This is a genomic window from Sorangium sp. So ce693 (assembly GCF_051521375.1).
Classification (GTDB): Bacteria; Myxococcota_A; Polyangia; order Polyangiales; family Polyangiaceae; genus Sorangium; species Sorangium atrum.
Map to the genome: position 1 here is coordinate 6,352,843 of NZ_CP150347.1, position 26,964 is coordinate 6,379,806.

A 26,964-nucleotide genomic window follows, 5' to 3' on the forward strand; every position below is an offset into this window, starting at 1 on the left:
CGCAGAGGTGCTCGTGCAATCGACCCGGAGCGCGACGAGCCGGCGTGAGGACGCCTGGAAGCGCCGCTCAGCCCGGCGGGGCGCCCTGCTCTGCCCCGCGCGGCGGTCTGGCGCGCGGCAGCTCGACGATGAACGTCGCTCCGGCGCCGAGCGCGCTCTCGACTCGGATCGAGCCGCCGTGCGCCTCCGCGATCCTGCGGCTGATGTACAGGCCGAGCCCCAGCCCGCCGTAGTGCCTGTCAGACACGGCGCGCTCGAACCGCTCGAAGATCTGCTCCTGGCGCGCCGGGTCGACGCCGATCCCGTGATCCCGGACCGAGAGCCGCGCCGTCCCGGCCTCCTCGCCGAGGGAGATATCGATGGGATTGCCCGCGCCGAATTTGATCGCATTGGCGAGCAGGTTCGTCACGATCTGATCGATGCCGAAGCGATCCCAGAGGCCCACGATCCGGCCGCCGTCCCGTAGCGAGACCGAGCACCCGGCGCGCGCCAGATCCAGCTTCAATCGCGCAATCACGCGGCGGACGACCGCCCTGAGGTCCACCTCCTCGACCTCGAGCGGGAGCCGATCCGCGTGGATCCGCGAGACGTCGAGGAGCTGGTTGTTCAGGCGGGTCAGGCGCGTCGCTTGCCGCAGAGCGCGGTCGATCTGCCTGCCGATGGCCTGCGGATCCCGAAGCCGACCCGATCGGACGGCCCGATCCATGGCCTCGAGCGTGAGCGTCAGCGACGTCATCGGCGTGTTGAGCTCGTGCGTCGCCACGGTCAGGAACTCGTCCCGCGCGCGGACGGCCTCCTGGGCAGCACTGTAGAGCCGCGCATTGTCGATCGCGATCGCCGTACGGCGCGCCACCTCCTGCACGAGCTCGAGATCGGCTTCCCCGTAGCGGCGCTCCGGCGCGGACGAGACGACGCTCAGCGCCCCGATCGGCTCTCCACGCGCCAGCAGCGGCACGACGATGACGCTGTGCGTCCCGAGCTCGCGCATAAGCCTCTCGTGATAGCCATCCTCGCAGTGCTTCCGGAGAGCCTCTTCGGAGATCTCGGGGAGCAGGAGCGGCTCGCCGGTCCGGAGGACCCTGGGTGCCGGGCGACGCGATTCCCAGCGAGAGGGATACCGCCGCTCCAGCTCCTCGATAAGCGGCTCCTTCGACGGGTCCCTGTGCGCCCAGGACAGCCGCCGGATCGCTCCACCTTCCAGGACGTCGATGGCGCACCAGTCGCAGAGCGTGAGCACCGACAGCCGCGCGACGCGCGACAGCGTCCCTCCGCAATCGAGAGATGCAGAGAGGATCTCCCCCGCCTCGGCCAGGAAGGCCGCGCGCCGCTCCGCGGACTCGGCCGCGGTCCGCGCGGACTGCTCCTTGGCGAGGAGCCGAGCGTTCTCCAAGGAGACGGCTGCCTGTGTGGCGAGGAGCGAGAGCGCGGTGAGCCGATCCGGCGTGAACGCTCCGGCGAGGAGGTTGTTCTCGAGGTAGAGTATGCCCGCCACCTCCGCCTGCCTCAGGATGGGCACGCAGAGGAGTGATTTGGACCGACGCCGTGCGAAGTAGTCGTCGCTGGAGAACTTGCCCGCGTCGACGGCCGCATCGTGCAGGATGACGCGCTCCTTCGTCCGCTGCACATAATGAACGAGTGAGCTGGGGACCCGCTGCCATGAAGACTCCCCCAGCGAGGACGCAAGGAGGGTCGTCGTCACCCCCCTCTCGTTCTCGTCGAGCGTCGCCTCCGCTTCGATGGCGAGGCGCGTGCCCTGACATAGAATCAGGCATGCTCGCTGCGCGCCCCCCTGCTCGAGGACGGACGTGAGCAGCGTGCGCAGCAGCTTGTCGAGGACGATTTCGCCCGAGATGGTCTGCGATGCCTTGATCACCGAGAGCAGGTCGAGCTCCTCGGACCGCGCCGCGAAGGTGGCGGCCTGGGCGAGCGGCCTCGTGTCCCAGAGGCGGGGATTCTGCTGGTCGATCTGCTTGACCTTGCCGTCCGCCCCCCAGCGGGTGTAGCAGGCGCGGGCCTCGCGCAGGTACGTGTCCGCGATCAGACCGAACCCCCGCGCCCGGTAGGACCTCGACGCGATCTCGTAGGCCAGCGCCTCGGTGTGGACGAAGCCGCTCTCGCGCGCCGAGCGCATCGCCTGCTCGTACAGCTGCGCCGCCTTGTCCCATTCGCCGCGGATGCGCGCGACCTCGGCGTCCACCAGCGCGGCGCGGTCGCCGAAGTTTTCGGGGCAGTTCTCGGCCCAGACCCCGAGCCGCTCGCGGTGGGCGACGAGCGCTGTCAGGTGCGGGGGTCGCTCGTCGGCGGCCGCCGCGTCGTGGCAGGCCGCGTGCGCGAGCGCGCTATAGAAATGGTACTCGGCGACATCGAGGAACGACGGCATCATGCAGAGAACCGGCTGCGCTCTCGCTGCGGCCTCGATGGAAGCAGCGTAGTCACCTGCGCAAAAATGCGCTTGCACCTTGCGGATCCAGTACAAGCACTTGGCGTACGCCAGGCGCGGATCGTCCTCGAGGCGCCGCTCGAACCGGCGCTCGTCGAAGTGGTCGTCGCTGAACGAGCCGAACGCCGGCGTCAATCCACGGAGCGTCCGGGTGAGCTGCAGCAGCGTGGTGATGGTGTCGATGGCGAGGCCGAACCTCGCCTTCCGCGTGAATTCGAGCCCGCTCTCGGCTTCTCGCTGCACCTCGCCGAGCGGATCTCCCTCGGCGAGGAGGAGCGCGACCAGGGCCGTGGGGATACAGGACGAATACGTGAGATCGCCGGTCTCCTCCGCCGCGTAGAAGGAGCGTCGCAAGGGCCCGACGCTGGTGCGCATGTGCCTCGTCCAAGGACTGATCACGTACCAGAAGACCAGGTCGACGCGGGCCTTGAAGCGGACCAGTCCTCGCTTCTCCGCCAGATCGAGGCCGAGCTTGCCGAAGCGAAACCCCGCGCGGTAGTCGCCGAAGCGTGGCCCAAGGCTCGTCCCGACCCGGACGTAGGCGAGGCACGATCCATCGCTGTTGCCATGCTCGAAGCTGAGGTTCGCCACGCGAGCGTTCATGAGGCAGAGCAGGTTCTCGTCGGTGAACAAAGCCGCCGCGTCGCACGACGTGAGGACGTCGATGATGGCGCGGCAGTCCGGATCGGTCATCGGGGGCAAATCGAGGATCTCCTCGATCGGGCGGCTCCCGAGCCTTTGCCACATCCGCTCGTATTCCTGCCGGACCTCCTCGTCCATCGGGTGCGGCGACCAGTCGACGCCGATGCGCCGCAAGACCTCGAGGCAGATCTCGACGGCGATCTCGCTTCTATCCAGCGTCGTGTAGAGATCCACGCGCGCGCACGCGACGGCGGCGACGTCGGCGAGGCTCCCGGCGCGGCGCGCGAGCGCTGAAAGCCGCTCCTCCGCCGCCCCGAGCTCGCCGGTCAGAAACTCGCACCCGGCCCAGTGGTACGCGAGCGCGAAGGTGAGCTCGTACCGCCGGTCCCAGCTGTCCTCTTCCAGGAACGCCGCGCCCGCGGCGAAGTACTTCAGCGCCGACGCGTAGGCCGTAGACCCCTTTGCGCGCTTGCCGGCGATGAGATTGAGCTCAGCCGCCCGCTCGCGCTCCTCGCGCGCCGTGATCAGCGCGGCCCCCCGGTTGAGCTGGTTGACGATCTCGAAGATCTTCTCCTCCAGCTCCTCCGGCGCCGTGCGCGACGCGAGCAGCCTGCCTATCCCGAGGTGCACCGCCGCCCGCTCACCTTCGGGAATGAGCGAATAGGCCGCCTCCTGCACCCTGTCGTGGAGGAACTTGTACGTGCCGTCCAGACGGAAGGCGAGCCCCTCGTGCGCTGCGTCCCGGAGATCCGCGTGCACCTCCTCCTCCGAGCCGCCGCGGACCGTCGTCAGCAAGGCGACCGCCGCGGTGTTCCCCAGACAGGCGAGCTGCTGCAGCGCCCTCTGCGTGCTCGAAGGGAGCCGCACGAGCTTGCCGACCATCAGGTCGACCACATTGTCGGTGAAGCCCTTTCCGCGGATCCTCGCCACGTCCCACCGAAACCTCTCGGCGCCCTCGTCGAACTCGATCAGCCGCTCTTCGTGCAGCGCGGTGAGGAACTGGATAGCGAAGAAGGGGTTGCCCGCCGTCTTCTCGTGAACGAGGGCCGAGAGCGGCGCGGCGTCCTCGCGGCGGCAGCGAAGCGCGTCGCTCACGAGCGCGGCGAGGTGCTCTCGGGAGAGCGGGCCGAGCGCGATGTCCGAGATGCGCGCGCCCTCCTTCCGCACCTGCTCGATCGCCACCATGAGCGGGTGCGAGGGGCTCACCTCGTTGTCGCGGTACGCGCCGATGACGAGGAGATTGCGCGTATCGGGGTGCGTCAACAGATCGCCAAGGAGCCCGAGGCTCGCCGAATCGGTCCACTGGAGATCGTCGAGGAAAAGCGCGAGGGGGTGCTCCTGCCGGGCGAACACCCCGATGAAGTGCCGGAACACGACGCGGAACCGGTTCTGCGCCTCGATCGGCGGAAGCTCGGGGACCGACGGTTGCCGGCCGATGATGAGCTCGACCTGGGGAATGACCTCCACGATGAGCTGTCCGTTGCTCCCGAGGGCGCCGAGCAATCGCTGCCGGAAGGCCGCGATCCGATCCTCTGTCTCTGCGCAGATCTCGAGCACGAGCCCCCGGAACGCCTGGACGAGCGTGGCGTAAGGGATATCGCGCTTGTATTGCTCGAACTTGCCCGAAAGAAACAGGGCTCGTTCCCGGACGATCGGCCTGTAGAGCTCGTGCACAAGCGCCGACTTGCCGATGCCGGAATAGCCGGAGACGAGGACGAGCTCGGGGGCTCCCGTGGCCACCACGCGCTCGAACGCGCAGAGCAGCGCGGCCACGTCGCCCTCGCGGCCATAGAGCTTCTGAGGGATCTGGAAGCGGCCGGAGACATCGCGTTCGGCCAACGGGAATGGCTCGATCCTGCCGGTCGCTCGGCGCTGCGCCACGCACCGCTCGAGGTCGTGCTTGAGGCCGCGGGCGGTCTGGTAGCGATCTTCCGCCATCTTGGCCAGGAGCTTCAGGACGAGCGCCGAGAGCACCTCGGGCAGCTCCGGTCCCAGCGCCGAGGGCGGCCGCGGGAGGCGCGCCACGTGGCAATGCACCCACTCCAGCGGATCCTGCGCCTCGAACGGCAGGCGCCCGGTCAGCATCTCGTAGAACGCCACGCCGAGCGCGTAGAGGTCGGCGCGGCTGTCGATCCCCCGGTTCATTCGCCCCGTCTGCTCGGGAGACAGGTACGGCAACGACCCCTCGATGAGCCGCGGAGGCCCTGTCGGTGGCTGCTGGCGGGAGAAGCGGGACGCGAGGCCGAAGCCGGCGAGCTTCACCTGGCCGGTGACTGCGTTGACGAGGATGTTCTGCGGCTTGAGATCCTTGTGGATGACGTCCCGCTCATGGATCGCCGCCACGCAGGCCGCGATGCGGACCGCGAGGTCGAGGAACCGCTCGGCGTCCATGGGCACGCCGATGAGGTGGTCGAGCGACTCGCCGCCGAAATCCTCCATGACGAGCGCCGGCAGCCCCTCGTGCGTCTCGAGCGCGAGCGGCGCCACGACGGCCTCGTGGTCCAGCAGCTTGCCAATCGCGTGCTCGTTCTTCAGCCGCTCGATGTCCTGCGGGCGGCTGCGCCTCGGGTCGAGGACCTTCAAGACCACCGGCAGGCCATCGGCGCTCCGGACCGCACGCAGAAGGCGGGTCCGTTCGCCCTCGTAAAGCGTCTCGGTGATCGTGTAGGGGCACACAGCGCTCATGTCGATGCGGACACCGATGGGGAAGACACGCCGCGAAGCGCCGGCGCCCGGCGGCTTGGCGGGACATGGAGATACCACGCGGGACCGTCCAGCGCGCGCCGCTCAGCCCGGCAGGGCGCGCGGCTCGGCCCCGCGCGGCGGTCCGCTCCGCGGCAGCTCGACGATGAACGTCGCCCCGGCGCCGAGCGCGCTCTCCACGCAGATCGAGCCGCCGTGCGCCTCTGCGATCCGGCGGCTGATGTACAGCCCGAGCCCCAGCCCGCCGTAGTGCCTGTCGGACACCGCGCGCTCGAACCGCTCGAAGATCTGCTGCTGGCGCGCCGGGTCGATCCCGATCCCATGATCCCTGATCGCGAGCCGCGCCGTCTCGGCCTCCTCCCCGACGGAGATCTCGACGGGATTTCCCGCGCCGAACTTGATCGCATTGGCGAGGAGGTTCGAGACGATCTGGTCGACCCGCGAGCGATCCCAGAGCCCCACGATGCGCCGGCCGCCGCCCAGCAGCGAGACCGAGCACCCGGCGCGCGCCAGATCCAGCTTGAACCGCGCGATCACCTCGCGCACGACCGCCACCAGGTCGACCTCCGCGACCTCGAGCGACAGCCGAGCCGCGTTGATCCGCGAGACGTCGAGGAGCTCGCTGTTCAGGCGGGTCAGGCGCGCCACCTGCCGCAGCGCGCGGTCGACCTGCCTGCGCATGGCCTGCGGATCCCATGAGCGACCCGGTTGGAGGGCCCGATCCACGGCCTCGAGCGTGAGCGTGAGCGACGTCATCGGCGTGTTGAGCTCGTGCGTCGCCACCGTCAGGAACTCGTCCCGCACGCAGATGGCGTCCTGGGCAGCGCGGTAGAGCCGCGAATTGTCGATCGCGATTGCCGCCCGGCGCGCCACCTCCTGCACGAGCGCGAGATCGGCGTCCCCGTAGCGATGCTCCGGCACGCACGAGACGATGTTCAGCACGCCGATCCTCTGTCCCCGCGCCACCAGCGGCACGATGATCGAGCTCACCGCCCCGAGCTCGCGGATGAGCCTCGCGTGCCCGTCGTCCTCGGCGTATTCCCGGAGGACTTCGTCGGAGACGTCGGCGAACAGGAGCGGCTCACCGCCCCGCAGGGCCTTGAGCGCCGGGTGAGGCGAATCCCAGTCAGGCGGATACCGCCGCTGTAGCTCCGCGAGCAACGACTCCTTGGCAGGATCTCGGTGCGCCCAGGAGAGCCGGCGGATCACCCCGCCTTCCACGAGGTCGATGATGCACCAGTCGCAGAACGTTCGGACCGACAGCCGCGCGATGCACGACAGCGTCTCTCTGTCATCGAGCGACCCGGAGAGGATGTCCCCGGCCTCCGCCAGGAAGGCGGCGCGCCGCTCCGCCGCCTCGGCCGCGTTCCGCGCGGACTGCTCCCCGGAGAGCAGCCGCGCGTTCTCCAGCGAGATCGCCGCCTGTGTGGCGAGGAGCGAGAGGGCGGTGAGCCTGTCCTGCGTGAACGCGCCGGCGAGCAGATCATTCTCGAGGTAGAGTATGCCTGCCACCTCGGCCCGCCTCAGGATGGGCACGCAGAGGAGCGACCGGGTCCTGCGCCGCGCGAAGTACTCGTCTCCGGAAAACTTCCCCGCATCGGCCGCCGCGTCGTGCAGGATGACGCGCTCCTTCGTGCGGTGTACGTAGCGGACGAGCGACGCGGGGACGCGCCGCGACACCTCCTCCGCCGAACGCGGGAGGACGGTCGTCGCCGCCGCGCGTTCTTCGAGGGCAGCCTCGGCTTCTATCGAGAGGCGCTCGCGCTGAACCAGGACGAGGCAAGCTCTCTGCGCGCCGCCCTGCTCGAGGACGACCGTGAGCAGCGTGCACAGCAGCTTGTCGAGGACGATGTCGCTCGAGATGGCCTGAGACGCCTTGATCACCGAGAGCAGGTCGATCTCCTCGGACCGCGCCGCGAAGGTGGCGGCCTGGGCGAGCGTCCTCGCCTCCCAGAGGCGAGGATTCCGCTGCTCGATCCGCTGGACCTTGCCGTCCGCCCCCCAGCGCGCGTAGCAGGCGTGGGCCTCGCGGAGGTACGTCGCGGCGAATGCGTCGAGCCCCCGCGCCCGGTAGAACCTCGACGCGACCTCGTACGCGAGCGCCTCGCCATGGACGAAGCCGCTCTCGCGCGCAGCGCGGATCGCCGCTTCGTAGAGGAGCTCGGCGTCGAGAGCCCGGCCCTCGAGGCGCGCGATCTCGGCGCCGACGAGCGCGGCGCGGCTGCCGAAGTTCTCTGGGCAGCTCGCAGCCCAGACCTCGATTTGCTCGCGGTGGGCTGCGAGCGCCGCGAGGTGCTGGCGCCGCTCGTCGTTCGACGCGGGCGCCACATCGCAGCACGCCGCCCGCGCGAGCGCGCCATAGAAATGGTAATCGCTCACGTAGAAGAACGACTGCACCGCCCAGAGGAGCCGCTCCACCTTCGTCGCCACGGCGAGGGCAGAAGCGTAATCGCCGGCGTGGAAGTGCGCCTGGAGCCTGCAGATCCAGTACCAGCAGGCGGCGACCGAGAGGCGCGGATCGCTCTCCAGGTGCTGCTCGAACCTGGCCTCGTCAAAGGTCGCGTCGTTGAAGGAGGAGAAGCTGGGCGTCAGACCGCGGAGGCACCGGATGAGCTGCAGCTGCGCGATGACGCAATCGATGATGAGACCGAACCTCGCCTTCCGTACGAAAGCGAGCGCGCTCTCGGCTTCGTGCTGCACGTCCCCGAGCGGCTCCGCCTTGGCGAGCAGCATCACGATAGAGGCATTGCGGGCAAAGGCTGCGAAGGTGAGGTCACCGGTCTCGCTCGCCATGTCGAAGACGCGCCGCAGGAGCTCGATGCAGGTGCGCACGTGCCTCGTCCAGGGATTGACCAGGACTCCGAAGTCCAGGTAGACGCGGGCCTTGAAGCGGTCGAGCCCATGCTTGTCCACCAGATCGAGGCCGAGCTTGCCGAAGCGGTACCCCGCGCGGTAGTCGCCGAAGCGCGAGCCGAGGACCGCGCCGACTTGCACATAGCCGAAGCACGATCCGTCGCTGTTCCCATGCTCGAGGCTCAGGTTCACCATGCGACCGACGAGGAGGCTGTGCAGCTTCTGGTCGGTGAACAAGGCCGGCGCCTGGCCCCAGTTGAGGATGTCCATGATCGCGCGAATCGCCGGATCGGTCATCGGGGGCAAGTCCACGAGCGCCTCGATCGGCCTGCTCCCGAGCTGATCCCACAGCCGCTCGTACTCCTTCTGGACCTCCTCCTCCGTCGGGTGCGGCGACCACGCGACGCCGACGCGCCGCAGGACATCGAGGCAGATCTCGACGGCGAGCTCGCTCCGATCCAGCGTCGTGTAGAGGTCCGCGCGCACACACGCGACCGCCGCCGCGTCGACGAGGCTCCCTGCGCGGCGCGAGAGCATCGAGAGCCGCTCCTCCGCCGCCCCGAGCTCCCCGGTCAGGTACTCGCACTCTGCCAGGCGCAGCTCGAGCGCGAAGGCGAGCTCATACTGCCGCTCCCAGCGGTCGTTCTCCAGGAACGCGGCGCCGGCGGCGAGGTAGGTGAGCGCCGAGGCGAAGGCCGCCGACGCCATGGCGCGCCTGCCGGCAACGAGGTTGAGCCTGGCGCATCGCTCTCGCTCCTCCCGTGACGTGATCAGCGGGGCGCCGCGGTCGAGCTGATTGACGATCTCGAAGATCTTCTCCTCGAGCTCCTCGGGCGCCGTGCGCGCGGCGAGCAGCCTGCCTATCCCGAGGTGCGCCGCCGCCCGCTCGCCTTCGGGGATGAGCGAATAGGCCGCCTCCTGCACCCGATCATGGATGAATCTGTACGAGCTGGGGAGGCGCTGGACGAGCCCTGCCGAGACGGCCTCCCACAGGTCCGCGTGCGCGTCCTGCTCCGAGCGCCCGCGGACCATCGCGAGGAGGGCGACCTCCGCGGTGTTTCCCAGGCACGCGAGCTGCTGCAGCGCCCTCTGGGTGCTCGGAGAGAGCCGCACGAGCTTGCCGACCATCAGGTCGACCACGTTGTCGGTGAAGCCCTTTCCGCGGATCCTCGCCACGTCCCACCGAAACCTCTCGGCGCCCTCGTCGAACGCGATCAGCCGCTCTTCGTGCAGCGCGGTGAGGAACTGGATCGCGAAGAAGGGGTTGCCGCCCGTCTTCTCGTGGACGAGATCCGAGAGCGGCGCGGCGTCCTCGCGACTGCAGTGGAGTGCGTCGCTGACGAGCGCGGCGAGGTGCTCGCGGGAGAGCGGGCCGAGCGCGATGTCCGAGATGCGCGCGCCCTCCTTCCGCACCTGGTCGAGCGCCAGCACGAGCGGGTGCGAGGGGCTCACCTCGTTGTCGCGGTACGCGCCGATGACGAGGAGATGATGCGTCTCGGGGTGCGTCAACAGATCACGGAGGAGCCCGAGGCTCGCCAGATCGGCCCACTGGAGATCGTCGAGGAAGAGCGCGAGGGGGTGCTCCTGCCGGGCGAACACCCCGATGAAGCTCCGGAACACGACCCGGAACCGGCTCTGCGCCTCGGCCGGCGGGAGCTCGGGGACCGGAGGCTGCCGGCCGATGACGAGCTCGATCTGGGGGATCGCCTCCACGATGAGCTGTGCGTTGCTCCCGAGCGCGCCGAGCAGGCGCTGCCGGAAGGCCACGATACGGTCCTCGCTCTCGGCGAGGATCTCGAGCACGAGCTCCCGGAACGCCTGGACGAGCGTGGAATAGGGGATGTCGCGCTTGTACTGGTCGAACTTCCCCGAGAGAAACAGGGCTCGTTCACGGACGATCGGCCTGTAGAGCTCGTGGACCAGCGTCGACTTGCCGATGCCCGAATAGCCGACGACCATGACGAGCTCCGGGGAGCCCGTGGCCACCACCCGCTCGAGCGCGCAGAGCAGCGCGGCCACATCGTCCTCGCGGCCGTAGAGCTTCTGAGGGACCTGGAACCGGCGGGAGACATCGCGCTCGGCCAGGGGAAACCGCTCGATCCTGCCGGTCGCTCGGCGCTGCGTCGCGCACCGCTCGAGGTCGTGCTTGAGGCCGCGGGCGGTCTGGTAGCGATCCTCGGGCGTCTTGGCCAGGAGCTTCAGGACGAGCGCCGAGAGCACCTCGGGCAGCTCCGGCACCAGCGCCGAGGGCGCCGGCGGGGCGCGGGCAACGTGACAGTGCACCCACTCGAGCGGGTCCCGCGCCTCGAACGGCAGGCGCCCGGTGAGCATTTCATAGAACGTCACGCCGAGCGCGTAGAGGTCGGCACGGCTGTCGATCGCCCGGTTCATTCGCCCTGTCTGCTCGGGAGACAGGTACGGCAACGACCCCTCGATGAGCCGTGGAGGCCCTGCCGGCGCCTGCTCGCGCGAGAAGCGGGACGCGAGGCCGAGGTCGGCGAGCTTGACCTGGCCGGTGGCCGGGTTGACGAGGATGTTCTGCGGCTTGAGATCCTTGTGGAGGACGTCCCGCTCGTGGATCGCCGCCACGCAGGCCGCGATGCGGACCGCGATGTCGAGGAACCGCTCGGCGTTCATGGGCGCGCCGATGAGGTGATCGAGCGGCTCGCCGCCGAAGTCCTCCAGGACGAGCGCCGGCAGCCCCTCGTGCGTCTCGAGGGCGAGCGGCGCCACGACCGCCTCGTGGTCGAGCAGCTTGCCGATCGCGTATTCCTGCTTCATCCGCTCGATGTCCTGCGGGCGGCTGCGCCTCGGGTCGAGGACCTTCAAGACCACCGGCAGGCCATCCGCGCTCCGGACCGCGCGCAGCAGGCTGACCCGCCGGCCCTCGTGAAGCGTCTCGGTGACCAGGTAAGAGGGAGCGCTCACGTCCATGGCGAGCCCCATGCGGAAGATGCGCCACGAAGCGCTGGAGCCTGGCGGTCTAGCAGGACATGGCGGCGGCTGTCGACCCAGGCGCGGTCGAGCCCGCGCGCCTCGCCGAGGCGACCCGACCCCGCCGGCGGCGTGAGCGCGTGGCGCCCGCCGGGCGCCGCGTTCCGGGTCACCGTCTCCGACGGTCGTGCCACCCAACGCCCCCTCTATCGATAGACTACCACGGGGGAGGCACGTCCATTCCGAGGCGCGCCTCTCGCTGGGTGCTTACCGCGCGGGCGCGCTCACCCGAGGAGGCCTCTACGCGCCGGGCTCGTCGATGTCGTCGTGGTCCTCGTGCTCCTCGAGGTAGCGCTCGGGCGCGAGCTCCCACCGCTCGGGCGAGCGCCAGAGCTGCGACAGGAGCAGCTCGCGCATCAGCAGGATCTCCTTGGGCAGCCGGTCGTAGAGCCGCTCGAAGAGCTCCCCGTGCGAGCCGAACTCGACCTTCCACGCCTCGCGGTCGACCGCCATCAGCTGGTAGAATTGCTCCTTCGAGAAGCGGTCCATGCCCCGCCACTCGATGTCTTCGTAGCGCGGCATCCAGCCGAGCGGGCTCTCCTCCGCGAAGCCGCGGCCGTGCACGCGGTCGACGATCCACTTGAGGACGCGCATGTTCTCCCCGAAGCCCGGCCAGAGGAAGTTGCCCTGGTCGTCCTTGCGGAACCAGTTCACAGCGAAGATGCGGGGCGGATTGACGATCTGGCGCCCCATCTGCAGCCAGTGGTTGAAGTAATCGCCCATGTGGTAGCCGCAGAAGGGCAGCATCGCCATCGGGTCGCGGCGCACCTGGCCGATGGTGCCGGCGGCCGCGGCCGTCATCTCCGAGCCGATCGTCGCCGCCGTGTAGACGCCGAAGCTCCAGTTGAACGACTGGACGACGAGCGGCACCGTCGTCGCCCGCCGCCCGCCGAAGACGATCGCGCTGATGGGCACCCCGTTCGGATCGTCCCAGCGCGCATCGATCGACGGACACTGCGACGCAGGCGTCGTGAAGCGCGCGTTCGGGTGCGCCGCCTTGCGGCCGCAGTCCGGGGTCCAGTGCTTCCCCTGCCAGTCGGTGAGCTCCGGCGGCGGCTCGTCGGTCATCCCTTCCCACCAGACGTCGCCGTCGGGCGTGAGCCCCACGTTGGTGAAGATCGTCCCCTTCCGGATGGTCGCCATCGCGTTCGCGTTCGACTTCTCCGACGTCCCGGGGGCCACGCCGAAATAGCCCGCCTCGGGGTTGATCGCATAGAGCTGCCCGTCCCGCCCCGGCTTCATCCAGGCGATGTCGTCGCCCACCGTCGTGACCTTCCAGCCCGCGAACGCCTTCGGCGGGATGAGCATGGCGAAGTTCGTCTTGCCGCACGCGCTCGGGAAGGCCGCGGCCACATACGTCTTCTCGCCCTTCGGCGACTCGACCCCCAGGATCAGCATGTGCTCCGCGAGCCACCCCTGCTCCCGGCCGAGGACCGAGGCGATGCGCAGCGCGAAGCACTTCTTGCCGAGCAGCGCATTGCCGCCATAGCCGCTCCCGTAGGACCAGATCAGCCGCTCTCCCGGGAAGTGGACGATGTACTTGTGCTCCGCGTTGCACGGCCACGGCACGTCGGCCTGCCCCGGCGCGAGGGGCATGCCGACCGAGTGCAGACAGGGGACGAAATCGCCGTCGCCGAGCGCCTCGAGCACCTTGCGCCCCATGCGCGTCATGATCCGCATGCTCGCGGCGACGTACGGCGAGTCGCTGAGCTCCACGCCGATGTGCGAGTAAGGCGAGCCGATCGGGCCCATGCTGAAGGGGATGACGTAGAGCGTGCGGCCCCGCATCGACCCGGCGAAGAGCCGGCGCAGCGTGGCCTTCATCTCCTGCGGCTCGGCCCAGTTGTTCGTGGGGCCGGCGTCCTGCTTTCGCCGGCTACAGATGAACGTGCGGTCTTCGACCCGCGCGACGTCGCTCGGGTCCGAGCGCGCGAGGTAGCTGTCCGGGCGCTTCTCCGGGTTCAGGCGGATGAGCGTGCCCGCCTTGACCATCTGGTCGCACAGCGCGTCGTACTCCTCTTTCGAGCCGTCGCACACGTGCACGTTGTCCGGCTGGCACAGCGCGACGACCTCGGCGATCCATTGCCTGAGCTTCTCGTTCGCGATCTTCGCCCGCAGGCCGGGGATCGACACCGGCGGCGGCGGCTCCGAGTGGAACGAGCTCTGGCTGTTCTGGCTGGCTGCTACGGACACTTGCGTACCCTCCTGGCTCTCTGGGTCGAACGCGCTCTGCAAAGCGCAGGCCCTGCCCGCCCTCGACGCCAATTCTGGCCGAAATGCGGCCGCGAGGCTGCACTGATTCTTCCTGAGCCCGATCGCTACAGCAGGGCTGCGCGCACGAGGTGCGCCCCGGGGGCGAGCCCTGCGCCATGCGCTGGCTCGTCGAGCAGCCCGAAACCCGGCCGAAATCTGTCCCCCGGGCGTGACGCCCCTTCTCCGAGAGGAACAGCTTCCTCCTGAGCTCCCATGTCGCGCGGATACGTGTGCTTGGACGCGGGAAGACGCGGGTGAAGAGGACGCGGACGACGCCGGCGGCCTGCCGTGATCCAGCCCACGGAGGCGTTGACAAGGATAACCGGCTTTGCTCACATACCCAGTCCGCTCGGAGCATCGCGCGTCCCTGGGGACGGCCGGTAACATGGTGGGCACGGGTCAAGACACCTCGGACGCGGAGCCGACCCAGGCGGCGATCCTGGGCAAGTACCGGCTGATCGCGAAGCTCGGCCGGGGCGGGATGGGGGACGTGTTCCTGGCGATCGCGCGGGGGCCGGGGTCCTTCAACAAGCTCGTCGTTGTCAAGCGCCATCGCGGCGTGGGCGGAGACGGCGAGAAGGTCGTCGCCATGTTCCTGGACGAGGCGAAGCTGTCCGCCCGCCTCAACCATCCCAACATCGTCCAGACCTACGAGGTCGATCACGACGACGACGGCTACTTCACCGTGATGGAGTACCTGGAGGGCCAGCCGCTCAGCGCGCTCATGAGGGCGGTGGCCGAGGGGGAGCCGGGCGCCGCAGGCTTCACGCGCGGCGTCTGGGTCAGGATCGTGGCCGACCTCTTGAGCGGCCTCCACTACGCGCACGAGCTCCGCGATTACGACGGCGCGCCGCTCGGCATCGTCCACCGCGACGTCTCCCCGCACAACATCTTCGTCACGTACGACGGCGCGGTGAAGCTGCTCGATTTCGGCATCGCCAAGGCGTCGATCAACACCGACCTCACCGAGACCGGGAAGCTGAAGGGCAAGACCTCGTACATGGCGCCGGAGCAGGCCGTCGGCAGCGGTTCGACCGATCGGCGGGCCGACATCTTCGTCGCGGGGATCGTGCTCTGGGAGCTCCTCACGCGGGAGCGGCTCTTCGGGGGCGACGCCGTGAGCGCGCTCTGGAAGCTGGCGGCCGTGGACGAGATCCCGCGGCCCTCGCTCCTCCGGCCGGACATCCCGCCGGCCCTCGACGCCATCGTGGCGCGGGCGCTCGACCGCGATCCGGCGAAGCGGTTCGCGACCGCGCAGGAGATGCGCGCGGCGCTCGAGGACTACCTGCGGGCGGCGGGCGAGGACGTCGGGTCCGACGAGATCGGCGCGAGCATGCTGGCGGTGTTCGCGGAGCGCCGGGCGAGCATGCAGCGGCAGGTCAAGGCGTACCTCGATCAGAGCGCGCAGGGCGTGGACCGCCCGAGCATGCCCGCCGAGCCCCGCCCCTCTCGCGTGAGCCACTTCGAGGGCGCAGAAGGAAGGCGCATTCAGCCCGTGATCGCCCTCGACGAGGACCTCGGCCAGCGGACCTCGGGGACGCCGGGCCCCGGGCGCCCTGCCTCGGACTCGACGAGCCTGAGGTCGAACCCCCGCACGGCCGCCGGGCCTCAGCAGCGCAGCTACTGGATCGGGGCGCTCGGCGCGGCCGCGCTCGTCGCGGCGGCGGCGTTCTCGACGCGCCGCCCTGGTGGGCAGGCGCCAGCCGCCGGCTCCGCCGCGGCCGTGCTCGTCGAGCCGGACGCCGGCGCTCGCTGCACCGGGGTGCTCCGCGTCCGGATCACGACGGGCGACACAGGGACGGCCACCGACATCTCGCCGCCCTACAGCTACGGGATCTACGACTACCTGCGTCACCTCAACGACAGTCAGGGAGGGCTCCGGGGCTGTCCCATCGACGTCGACATGAAGGACGCGCAGTACGACCCCGCCAAGACGGAGGAGGTCATCGAGGCGTGGCGGCAGCAGCCCGGGTGGAGCGAGGTCTCCACGCTGTTCGTGTTCGGCACCGGGCCGACCACCCGTGTCGCCCCGAGGCTCACGGAGGAGAAGAAGCTCATCATTCCCGGCTCGTACGCCGGCTCGCTCGCCACGCCGGTGCCCATCTCGGCGGACGTCTCCCATGCCGAGTTCAACGCGCTCGGCCAGAGCGCCGCCGCGACAGAGCACAAGACGAGCCCTGGATACCCCTACATCTTCTTCCCGGCGACGGACTACTCGACCGCCATCCGCATCGGCATCAAGGCCGCCTGGAAGATCGCCCCCGGGCGCATCGCGATGGTGCACGACACCTTCGACAAGTGTCTTTACTGCGTCGATCCGCTCGCCGCGGGCAAAGCCTACGTGGAGGAGCTGCCCGGGATGATGCTCGGCGAGGATCTGATCGTCCCGCAGACGTCGTCCCTCGAGGATGAGGGGCGCATCGTCGACGCGGTGCTCGGCTACGTGAAGCGCGAGATCGAGAAGAAGCGGGCGGACCCGTCGTATGTGCCGACGAGCTGGTTCTGGGCCGGGAACAGCGTCCTCCCCTCGTCCTTCGTCGGGAAGGGCGCGGCCGCGGCGCAGAAGCTCATCCAGCAGGCGTTCCCGGGGCCGGAGAAGAACCGCTGGCAGCTGCGCGTGATGGCGAACAACTGGGGTATCGGCGAGAGGACCCTGGCGATCTGCGGGGCCGACTGCGCGGGGATCTTTTATGGGCTGTTCCCCGTGCCCGTCTACGGCGACACCCAGCACTCGAGCGGGATGGCGGAGATGCTCCGGATCCACAGGGCCTACCGGGAGAAGGATGGCCACCCGCTGGAGCTGTACCAGGACCAGCCCTACGTCCAGGGCCACGCCGCGGCGCTCATGTGGCGAGAGGCCGTCGAGCGGGCCATCGACGCCGGCCGCACGCACCCGACCGGAGAGGACCTGAAGGCCGCGCTCGAGGGCTTCCAGAACGTGGTGCTCGACGGGATGACGGCGGGGCCCATCTCGTTCAGCGCGAAAGACCATCGGCCGCAAGCGAACGAGTCGGTGTACACGATCGGCGGGGGCGCGGACGGGGGTGGGGTCGGGTTTCGGTTCGTCGATCACTGCTCGATCGAGCTCGATGCGAAGTGGCTCGGGTACTGAGCTGAGCCCGCGCCGCGCTGCCGGGAGTGGCAGAGAGGCCCGAGAGAATGGAACCGCCAAGACGCCGCGAGACGCCAAGATTTTTCTGTGTTTCTTGGCGTCTTGTGGCGTCTTGGCGGTTCCTCTCTTTCCGCGACGAACCTCCCGCAATAGGGCTAGGTCGGCCCAGAGATCCGCCAGAACCCGATCCTCGCCGCCCCCGTCAGATCCGGCCCGACCGGCCCCTTCCCCCAGAAATGGTCATCGTAGTTGGGCACCGTCCACCCCTGCCCGTACGCCCCCATCACCGCGTAGATCACCTCGTCGTCCGGCTGGACCTCGATCGCCGTCGTCACCCACGCCTGCCGCACCGGCGCCGGGCTCTCGTCGTCGAGCAGATAGCGCGCGAACTTCGATCCTTCGGTCGTGTCGTCGAACGACTCCGTCGCATAGCCGAGCAAGAGGTGCAGCCCGTCGAACGCGCCCGCCCACCGGTAGCGCCACGCGCCGCCGTCGTCCTGGAGCGGGCCGCAGGCGGCCACCACCATCCACTCCAGGTTGGCGTTGCCCCAGCGGGCGTCGCTGAAATGGAGGACCCGGTCGTTCCTCGCGCTGCAGAACATGAACCCGACGCCGTTCGCGTGCCCCGTGTAGAACGTGAGGTCCACCGAATCCGCGAACGACGCGTCCTGGCCGCCCAGCGCCGGATCCTTGAAATCGACCTCCCACGCGCGCTGATCGCCCCAGTTGAAGCGGGACTCGATTCCCCCCTCCCGGAAGCCCTTCAGCAGCCCATCCACGTTCGCCGCCGAGTGATCGAGGCCGCCGCAGAGCCCGACCCACTCGGCGCCGACCACCGCGCGGCCGTCGTCGATCGGCGGCGGGAGCGGCGGGCGCGCCGCGTCGAGCCCCGTCGCCGCGCGGCCCAACGAGAGCTGCTGCGACGCCGTCGCGACAAGACCGTCGGCGTCCGTGACATAGAGCGAGAGCGTGTCCGTCTCCCCGCGAAGGCCAGAGACGCCAGACACCTTCACCTGCGAGCCGCCTTCTCCCCCTTCACCGACCGAGTCGAGCTCATCGAGCGAGCGCGCCGACGATACCCACCTGTACGTGTATGGAGCAGTACCTCCGGTGACGCTCGCCTCCGCGAGCGCGGTCGCGCCGTCCACACGCACAGAGATCTCGGCCCTCGGAGCGTCTATAACGGCCGGCACGATCCGCTTGCGGACGTCCACCACCTCCCCGCCGATGGTCCGCCGTGCGCTGCACACATAATGGGGCAGGATCCGCCGTACCTCGCGGGACAGCGGCGGCGCGTAATAGACGAGCTCCGGCTCGGCCGCGATGACCGCGCCGCTGCCCAGCGCGCCGGCGCACAGCGCGGGGGCCTCGGAGGCCGGGACGATCGCGACGTCCTCCCCTCGCTCGAGCTCGCGCCGCGCGTAGATCAGGTGGGTCACGGCGCCCTCGCCGTCGAACGTCACGCGGACCTTGGCCCCGGGGCCGATCAGCCGGATCCCCTCGAGCTCGTCGCGAAAGCTCACCTGCGTGTCGAGCTCGGCCCGCGCCACATAACGCCCCTCCGCGTCGACCGCCTCGAGCAGCGAGTGGCCGACGGCGAGCTCGCTCCCGACCGGCAGGCCCGCGGCGTCCAGCGCGGCCCACGCCCGCGCCGCCGCGTCCGGCTCCGGCAAAACCTGCAGCGCCGCGAGCGCCTCGAAATCCAGGGCGTCATCGCCCGCCGACGTGGCGAAGCCGCGCTCGTCGCGGAACCCAGGCGCGGGCGGCGCGTCGGCCTTCCTCGTGGGCAAGCGCTGGAATCGCGCGCCGTCGAGGTAGCGAATCGCGCCGTCGGCCACGAGCGCGGCGGCGCCTCCCCGCGCAGGATCCTCCGCGAGCCCGAGCGCGCCGGCGAGCGCCGACGCCCGGGCGACGTCGGCGCCGCCGCCGATCACGCGGTAGGCGGGCAGGGATCGCGCCTCCCTGCCAGGCGACCCCGCAGCGGGCGACGCCGCGCGGAGCACGCCGCGATCGGCGCTCTCCGGGAGATCCTCGCGGGCGTCGCGGCCGCTGCACCCGGCGACGCCGAGGGTCACGAGGAGAAAGACGCCCAACACCCCATCCGGTGATCTCTTCATCAAAGTCTCCCTTTCCCTGCGGCGACGGCGAGGCTCGGCGCGCAACTCCGCGCGAGCGATCTCGCAGGGAGCCTCCGCGCGGCGCTCGCGGCCCGCGACGCGAGCACCACGCATTGCACGACCCAAGCCACCTCGGCCGCGCCGCTCCGCGGCGCGACTCTCCGCGCTCCGCGCGCTCTCGGCCGAGATTGACCGCCTCGCGTCCGGCTCCTAGGCTGCCGCGCATTCCATGACAGCGCACACGAAGGACGGAGAGAGCGCGCCCGGCGCCGGCGATCGGACGCTCGAAGGAACGGCGGATCCCGGCGCGCGCCTGTTCCTCGACTTCCTCTCCTCCATCCGCCCCCGCGTCGAGGCCGCGCTCGATCAGCGCTGGCGCGACAAGGCGGCCTCCGTGGAGCGCTACGGCCGCGAGGTCGCGGCCATGGTCTCCGAGGCGCGGAGCCTCACGCTGCGCGGCGGCAAGCGGTTCCGCGCGGGGCTGCTCATCGCCGCCTACCAGGGCGTCGCGCCGGACGCGCCGCTCGGCCCCGCGATCGACGCCGGCGTCGCGCTCGAGCTGCTCCAGACGTACCTGCTCATCCAGGACGACTGGATCGACGGCGATACCGTCCGGCGCGGAGACCGCACCGTCCACGTCGCGCTGACCGAGGCGCTCGGCGATCCGCACCTCGGGGCCTCGTCCGCGATCCTCGCGGGCGACCTCACCTGGAGCTTCGCGCTGAGCACGCTCGCGGGCGCGGACGCGCCGCCGGAGACGACGCTCGCGGCCGTCCGGCTGTTCTGCAAGATGCACGAGGACGTCGTGATCGGGCAGCACCTCGACGTGGTCGGCCGGGCCGAGGACGTCGAGCAGATGCACGCGCTCAAGACCGGCAGCTACACGGTGCGCGGCCCGCTCGCGCTCGGCGCCACGCTGGCCGGCGCGCCGGCCGAGACCGTGGCGGCGCTCGAGCGGTTCGCGGCGCCCGTGGGCGTCGCCTTCCAGCTGCGCGACGACCTCCTCGGCACCTTCGGGAGCGCCGCCGCGACCGGCAAGCCGGTCGGCAACGACCTGCGCGCCGGCAAGCGCACCGCCGTGCTCGCCTCGGCCGAGGGGCGCCTCGACGCCGCGGGCCGGAGCGCCGTCGAGCGCGCGCTCGGCCGCAAGGACGCGAGCGACGACGTCGTGGCGGCCGCGACGCTGGCGCTCGAGGCGTGCGGCGCGCGGCGCGCCGTCGAGGAGCGGCTCTCCGCCCTGTGCGGCGAGGCCGAGGTCCTCGCGCGCTCGCTGCCGGTGAGCGCGTCGGCCCGGCAGATCCTGTGCGGAGCCGCGAGCGCGCTCCGGTGGACCGGCGCATGACCGAGGCGCTCGGCGAGGCGTCCGGCAAGGTCATCCTGCTCGGCGAGCACGCCGTCGTGTACGGGGCGCCCGCGCTCGCCGCCGGCATCGAGCGCGGCGCCCGCGCGCGGGCGACCCGCTGCTCCGGCGCGAGCGCGCTCCGGCTGGGCGGGCGCGAGCTCCGCGCGGCGCCGGCCGAGGAGGACGTCGCGCGGGCGTTCGCGGCGCTCCTCGGGGCGCTGCCCGACGTCGGCCCGGTGCGCGTCGAGGCGGAGAGCGATCTGCCGCCCGGCGGCGGCCTGGGCAGCTCGGCGGCGCTCGGGGTCGCGATCGCCCGGTCGGTGGCCGCGCTCGCGCCCGCGCCCGCCGTGCGGACCGCGTCCGAAACCTCGGCCGCCGCCGTCACCGACGCCGCGGCCGCCTGGGAGCGCGTGTTCCACGGCAACCCGTCGGGCATCGACACGACGGCCGCGGCCCGCGGCGGCTGCTTCCGCTTCACCCGGGCGCACGGCGCGACCTCCATCGCCCCGCGCGACGACCTGTGGCTCTGCGTGGGCTCGACCGGGGTGTCGTCGTCCACGCGCAGCATGGTCGAGCTCGTGGCGAGGCTCTTCGAGCGCAAGCCCACGCTGGCCGCGACGTCCATCGCCGGCATCACCGCGCTCGTCGAGAACGCGGCCCTCGCGATCGAGGCGGGCGACGCGGTCGGCCTCGGCCGCCTCATGGACCTGAACCAGATGCTCCTCGCCGGCATGTTCGTCTCGACCGAGGCGATCGAGGCCCTGTGCAAGCTCGCGCGCGAGGCCGGCGCGCTCGGCGCCAAGATCACCGGCGCCGGCGGCGGCGGCTCGGTCATCGCGCTGCTCCCGCCGCCAGGCGACGGCGCGACGTCGAACGTCGCCGCGGACCGGGTGCTCGCCGCCTGGCGCGACGCGGGGTACAGCGGCTTCGTCACCCGGGTGAAGGCGGGCGTGACGAGGACGGAGCCACAGGAGCAAGCATGACCGTCGTGAGCCGGGCGACAGCGATCGCCCATCCGAACATCGCCCTCGCGAAGTACTGGGGCAAGCGGGCCGATGGCCACAACCTGCCCGCCGTCCCGAGCCTCTCGGTGACGCTCGCCGGGATGGCGACGACGACCGAGGTCGCCTTCGACGCCTCGCTCGATCGCGACGAGCTCCACCTCGGCGGCGCGGCCTTGCCGCCGGACGCGGAGGCGACGCGCCGGGTCGCAGGGCTCCTCGACCGGGTCCGCGCGGCCTCGGGGCGGCGCGAGCGCGCCCGCGTCGTCAGCCGGAACGACTTCCCCACCGCGGCGGGCCTCGCATCGAGCGCGTCGGCGTTCGCCGCGCTCGCGCTCGCCGCGAGCGCCGCCGCCGGCCTGCCCACCGCGCCTGCGCTGGTGAGCGATCTCGCCAGGAAGACCTCGGTATCGGCCGCGCGCTCCGCGTTCGGCGGCTTCGTCGAGCTCCGCGCCGGCCGCCCCGGGGACGAGGCGCTCGCCGCGACGCCGCTCGCGCCCGAGGACCACTGGCCGCTCGCGGTCGTGATCGCGGTGACGCGCGAGGGCCCGAAGGACGTGGGCTCCAGCGACGGCATGCGGCACACCGCGATGACGAGCCCCTACTTCCCCGCGTGGGTGGACGCCGCGCCGTCGCTCTTCGACGCGGTCCGCGCCGCGGTCCTCGCCCGCGACCTCGCCGCGCTCGGCGCCGCGGCCGAGGCGAGCGCCCTGTGCATGCACGCCTCGAGCATCGCCGCCTCGCCGGGCCTGCTCTACTGGACCGGCGCCACCGTCGAGGTGATCGCCGCGGTGCGGAGGCTCCGCGCCCAGGGAACGCCGGCGTTCTTCACCATCGACGCCGGCCCGCACGTGAAGGTCTTCACGACGCCCGAGGCGCAGGCCGCCGTGGGCGCGGCGCTGCTCGCCGTCCCCGGCGTCCTCCGCACCATCACGGCCGTCCCCGGCGGCGGAGCCCGCCTCGCGCCCTCGTCCGGGGGCGCGTGATCGTCCGCGCGCCTGGCAAGCTGGTCCTCTCGGGCGCGTACGCCGTGCTCGAGGGCGCGCCCGCGCTGGTGGCCGCCGTCGATCGGTACGTCCTCGCCGACCCGGCGCGGCCCGCCGCGCTCGTCACCGAGGAGGTCCAGGCAGCGATCGACGCCGGCGCGCTCGACGCGGCGGCGTGGTTCGACGCGTCCGCGCTCCGCTCGGCGGCGCCGGAGCCGCCTCCGGCCTCCCCGGGCGCGCCGCCCCGCGAGGCGAGCCGCAAGCTGGGCCTCGGCTCGAGCGCCGCCATCCTCGTCGCGACGCTCGCCGCGCGCGCCGCGGCGGCCTCGGAAGCGCGGGCGGCGCGCGCGTTCAGCGAGGACCAGCGCGCGCCCGCGTGGGACCCCCGCGCGCTCTTCCTCGACGCGCTCGCCGCGCACCGGCGCGCGCAGGGCGGAGGCAGCGGCGTCGACGTCGCGGCGAGCGTCTACGGCGGCGTGCTCTGCTGCCGGCTCGGGCCGGGCGGCGAGCTCGACGTGGCGCCGCACGCCCTGCCGGGCGGGCTCGTGATCGAGGTCTTCGCCAGCGACGCCTCGGCGCGCACGAGCGCCATGCTCGAGCGCGTGCGCGCGCTCGCCGCCCGCGAGCCGGAGGCGCACCGCGCGCTGCTCGGCGCAGCCGCCGAGGGGGCACGCGCCGCAGTCGCGGCCGCGGACGCCCGCGCGCTCGTGGCCGCGCTGGATCGCCAGGTCGACGCGCTCGGCGAGCTCGGCGACCGCGCGGGCGCGCCGATCGTCACCCCCGCGCTCAGGCGCCTCCGCCCTGCCGCGGCCGCCGAGGGGGCAGCGCTCGCGCCGAGCGGCGCGGGCGGAGGCGACGTCTCCCTCTTCGTCGGCGGCGCGCCGCCCTCGACGGCATGGCTCGCCGCGGCGCGCGAAGCGGGCCTCGAGCGCGTGCCGATGTCGCTCGGCGCCCCTGGCGTCCACGTGCTGGACGCAGCCCGCCCGCTCCGCGCCTGAGCGCGCCCCCTCGTCGATCGTGCGCCGCGCGGTGCCGGAGCGCTTGGCACGGAGCCCGCTCTGCTCGCTCCCGGATCGACCGCGGCGCTGCGCTCGGGCGACGCACCGCGGTCCCCCATGAGGCCTTCGGGACGCGAACAGCAGGGAAAGCATGGACTTCGTGGAGCTGGCGAGGCTGCGGCGCCGCCGTGAAAGCTTGAGTTTTCATGGTGATACCGTCTGGACGGCCGATGAGCGCGGTGAGCGCCGCGTCCTCCGAGGCGGGCTCCGCGGGCAGGTGGCTGCCAGCGCGGGCTCGGCGGGCGTGACCTGCGTTCACAGCGCGCTGAGACGCATCGGCGCGGGGCGCGCGCAGGCGCGCCGGACCGCCGACCGTCGGTCGCGGTTCGGCCGCGGGGGGTGGTGAACGGGGTGAGGTGGCACGAGGACCACAGGACCAGGTGAGGAGGGGGGCTCCATGACGACGTGCGATCGAGAGCTTTGCCGATTGGAGGATGTGCTTGGCGCCAGCATGGCCGAGTCGAGGGCGATGCTGGCAGCGTTCGGCGTCCAGGTCGCACCGCTGCGGAGGCGCACCGCGAGCACGTACCTGGGACGGGTGCTGGTCCACCCGTACAACCTGCTCGTCGTGGGGAGCGCGCTCCTCCTGAGCTTCATCGGCTGGAGCCCGCTGCTCCTGCTGCTCGGGCTCGGGGCGGAGCTCGTGATCCTGTGCGTCGTCCCCTGGCGGGGGTTCTTCCGGCGCAGCATCGACGCGCAGCTCGACGAGGTGGATCGGGCGGCCTGGTCGAGGGCGCGCGAGTCGCTCATCCGGCAGATGGACATCCGGCACCAGCAGGAGCTCGCGCGGCTCGATCGGCTGATCGATCGCACCCGCGAGAACATCCGGCGCCGCGGCGGCGCGATCCCGCCCCTGCTCGACGAGGGCTTCGGCCTGAGCCGCCTCATCATGAGCTACATCCGCCTCGCGATCGCGCACAAGGCCGGCCAGGAGTCGCTCGCGATGACCAACCACGGCGAGCTCATGGACACGATCCGCTCGCTCGAGGCGGTCCGGAGCACGTCCGCGGGGCGGACCCGCGGGCTGTCCGAGCGGCGCCTCACGATCGCCTACCGCCGCGCCGAGTGCTGGAGCCAGACCCGCGACGGGCTCGAGGTCGTGTCGCAGAAGCTCGCCACCATCCTGGAGCTCATCCAGCTCATGCACGAGCAGTCGATGACGCCCGTCGATTCGCCGGCGACGTGCGTGGAGATCGACCGGTTCATGCGCGAGCTCGACGATCTCGACAACGGCGAGAGCACGCAGCGCGAGCTCGCGGAGCTCGACATGGACATGGACAGGGCGTTCGAGCTCGAGGAGCTCGAGGCCGAGCACATCCAGCACAGCCGCCCCCCGATGCGCCTCGTGGTGCGCTGAGGGGCGCGGATCGGCGGCGCTGGCGCGCGGCGACGGAGCGCGCGCTGCGCCTCAAACTCCGCTGTACTTTCGCGTCGCGCCGTCGAGGATGGCCACATGCGAACAGGTGCCGTGGATCGATTGCGCGGACCGGACGGCGGGTACGCGCGGTCGCACGCCGGCCTGGCCGAGTTCTGGCGATGGCTCGAAGGCGATGTCCTTACACGATCCGCGTCCGACCGAGACGCCGATCTCCGGACGGCGTTCGACAGGTGGTTCACGGAAGGGCCGGCCTGCGCGCTCGTCGTCGGCGCAGATCAGACGAGGCGCACCGCGGCGCTCGCGCAATGGGCCTTGTCGATGGCGGCGCGGAACAGCGCAGAGGTGCTCTTCCTTCCGGTGAGCCCGTGCTTCGGGACAGCGGTAGAGCGCGAGGCGCTCAAGGTGCTGCTCGGCCTGTTTCGCAGCTCGTCGTCAGCGGCGTTCTCTCGGCCACGGGGCCCCAACGAGCTCCGGTGGTCGATCGCAGAAGGGCTGCGGTGGGATCTGGACATGGAAGATCCCGTGTTGCTCGTGATCGTCGACGGGCTCGAGCGCGCGGCGGACTGGGCGCCTGACAGGGGGGTGCCATTTCTGGATGAAGCCGGCGACAGGGTGCGGATCCTCGTGTCTGTGGACGTGCAAGGGCCCTCCGCCCGGAGCTCGGACTGGCGTGATGCTCTCGAGTGGACGGAGGAGCGCTCCGCCGTGCTCCACCTGCCAGGGGAGGCCGCCGCAGCGGAAGCGGCGCGAGGGCTGGCGCAGGAGACGCTGGCGGAGAGCCGGGACGAAGGACGCGCGGCGGAGCGGTGCCTCGACGCCCTGGCGGCGGCGCTCGCGCCGGTATCGAAGGACGACTTGATCGCGGCGTTCGGGCTGTCCAGCGGGTCGCTCGCGGCGCTCCACCGCGCGCCGCGCGCGATGCGTGATCTCGTGGTCCTCGCGGAGGACGGGACCTGCCGCTTCCGCGACGACGCGACGCGCGCGCGCTGGGCTGCGTCGGTGGATATCGCGTCCCTCGAAGACGGCATCGTCGCTCGAGGCCTCGCCGCCCTGCGCGCGGCCAGGACCCCCGAGGGCAGCGCCATCGCCTGGCCTGCTTACCTCGTCGAGTACCTGGGGGCCCACATGACGCGGCGACCGCCTGCGCTGTCCGCCTTCATGGATCTGGTCTCGCCGGCGTGGCTCACCGCCTGGATGGAAAGACCAGGAGGGCTCGTGGGGTTCGTCACGGACGCGCGCCGCGCGCGCACGGCCGCGGAAGACGCGTTGCTCGGCGCGTCCACCGAGCCGGAGCGCGCGGCGGCGTTGAACCAACTCATGCGGTGCGCCGTCGTCGAGGGTGCGCTGTTCGCCAAGGAGGGGAGCCGGCACGGACCGCGTGACGATCGCGCCCACCCCTACAGCGAGCCGAGCGTGGATCTCGCGAAGCCGACCGGCGCGGCGCGCGCGCGGGCGGTGGCGCTCGTCACGCTGGCGGGCGCCCTGACCCGGGCCGAACGCGAGGTGGTGGAGGCGTGGGCGGATGAGGCGCGGGCCGCGCTCGATGAGGTCGGTGAGCTTGTGCCATGTCCGATCCCCTCGTTCTCCGGCGTCCCAACAGGAGCCGATCCGGAGCTCACGCGCCGGCTGCGCGATGCCGCTCCCAACGAGTTCGGGTCTCTGCTCTCCGGTCCTCATCAGGCGGCTGCGGCCGCGTGTGCGGGGCTTGAGCCGGAAGAAGCCTTGCGCCTGGCGGACAGGACGGAGGGCGTCCTTCGCGTCACCGCCTTCGCGGCGATCGTGCCGAACCTGCCCGAAGCGCTCCGCGGACGAGCCGTGGCCGAGGTCATGGACGCCTACTGGCAGCATGGCGACGACGACACGCTGCGCTCCGTGCTCGCATGTGCGCCGTGGATGGCGCTGGACGACGCGGCGCGCGTGCTCTGCGATGTGCTGGGGAACCGCTGGCAGCAGGATTTCGAGGGCCTCTTGATCGGTTGGGGAGGGCTCACGGACTTCGCGCCGCTGTTGTGCAGGATGGGCGGCTCGGCGGCGATCGTCGGCGCTGCCGCCGCGATCGCGGAGGTGGGCCGCTGGCTGCCGTAG

11 protein-coding genes are annotated in these 26,964 nt (G+C 71.4%); 7 read left to right on the top strand and 4 right to left on the bottom strand.

The genetic code is table 11. The features are described 5' to 3' along the window. Positions 1-67 precede the first annotated feature (67 nt). The 3 genes from WMF14_RS23550 to WMF14_RS23560 all read right to left on the bottom strand — a co-directional run bounded on the left by WMF14_RS23550 (position 68) and on the right by WMF14_RS23560 (position 13,765). On the bottom strand, positions 68-5,767 hold the full coding sequence (locus WMF14_RS23550) for a sensor histidine kinase (protein WP_437803835.1): 5,700 nt from the start codon (positions 5,765-5,767) through the stop codon (positions 68-70). Positions 5,768-5,869: 102 nt separating this feature from the next. Then, positions 5,870-11,584: a sensor histidine kinase gene (locus WMF14_RS23555; protein WP_437803837.1), complete on the bottom strand. Its 5,715-nt coding sequence runs from the start codon at positions 11,582-11,584 to the stop codon at positions 5,870-5,872. 288 nt (positions 11,585-11,872) lie between these two features. Continuing rightward, complete coding sequence (locus tag WMF14_RS23560; protein ID WP_373372180.1) at positions 11,873-13,765, bottom strand: phosphoenolpyruvate carboxykinase (GTP); 1,893 nt, start codon at positions 13,763-13,765, stop codon at positions 11,873-11,875. A gap of 448 nt (positions 13,766-14,213) precedes the next feature. Between WMF14_RS23560 and WMF14_RS23565 the strand changes: the two genes are divergently transcribed. After that, positions 14,214-16,997, top strand: a complete 2,784-nt coding sequence (locus WMF14_RS23565; protein WP_437803839.1) for a protein kinase domain-containing protein — start codon at positions 14,214-14,216, stop codon at positions 16,995-16,997. A 155-nt stretch (positions 16,998-17,152) separates the two neighbouring features. Here WMF14_RS23565 and WMF14_RS23570 read toward each other — a convergent pair whose 3' ends face one another. Further along, positions 17,153-19,114: a DUF6345 domain-containing protein gene (locus WMF14_RS23570; protein WP_437803841.1), complete on the bottom strand. Its 1,962-nt coding sequence runs from the start codon at positions 19,112-19,114 to the stop codon at positions 17,153-17,155. 229 nt (positions 19,115-19,343) lie between these two features. Between WMF14_RS23570 and WMF14_RS23575 the strand changes: the two genes are divergently transcribed. From WMF14_RS23575 to WMF14_RS23600, 6 genes are all read left to right on the top strand, one after another. Further along, complete coding sequence (locus WMF14_RS23575; protein ID WP_437803843.1) at positions 19,344-20,456, top strand: polyprenyl synthetase family protein; 1,113 nt, start codon at positions 19,344-19,346, stop codon at positions 20,454-20,456. Continuing rightward, positions 20,453-21,439, top strand: a complete 987-nt coding sequence (gene mvk / locus WMF14_RS23580) for a mevalonate kinase (protein ID WP_437803844.1) — start codon at positions 20,453-20,455, stop codon at positions 21,437-21,439. The genes WMF14_RS23575 and mvk overlap by 4 nt, the downstream gene beginning before the upstream one ends. Beyond that, positions 21,436-22,443: a diphosphomevalonate decarboxylase gene (gene mvaD, locus WMF14_RS23585; protein ID WP_272092998.1), complete on the top strand. Its 1,008-nt coding sequence runs from the start codon at positions 21,436-21,438 to the stop codon at positions 22,441-22,443. Before mvk ends, mvaD begins: the two co-directional genes overlap by 4 nt. After that, positions 22,440-23,441, top strand: a complete 1,002-nt coding sequence (locus WMF14_RS23590; RefSeq protein ID WP_437803847.1) for a hypothetical protein — start codon at positions 22,440-22,442, stop codon at positions 23,439-23,441. The genes mvaD and WMF14_RS23590 overlap by 4 nt, the downstream gene beginning before the upstream one ends. A gap of 511 nt (positions 23,442-23,952) precedes the next feature. After that, positions 23,953-24,858: a hypothetical protein gene (locus WMF14_RS23595; protein WP_437803848.1), complete on the top strand. Its 906-nt coding sequence runs from the start codon at positions 23,953-23,955 to the stop codon at positions 24,856-24,858. A gap of 96 nt (positions 24,859-24,954) precedes the next feature. Next, positions 24,955-26,964 (top strand): hypothetical protein, encoded by a 2,010-nt coding sequence (locus WMF14_RS23600; RefSeq protein ID WP_437803850.1) that lies wholly within the window; start codon positions 24,955-24,957, stop codon positions 26,962-26,964.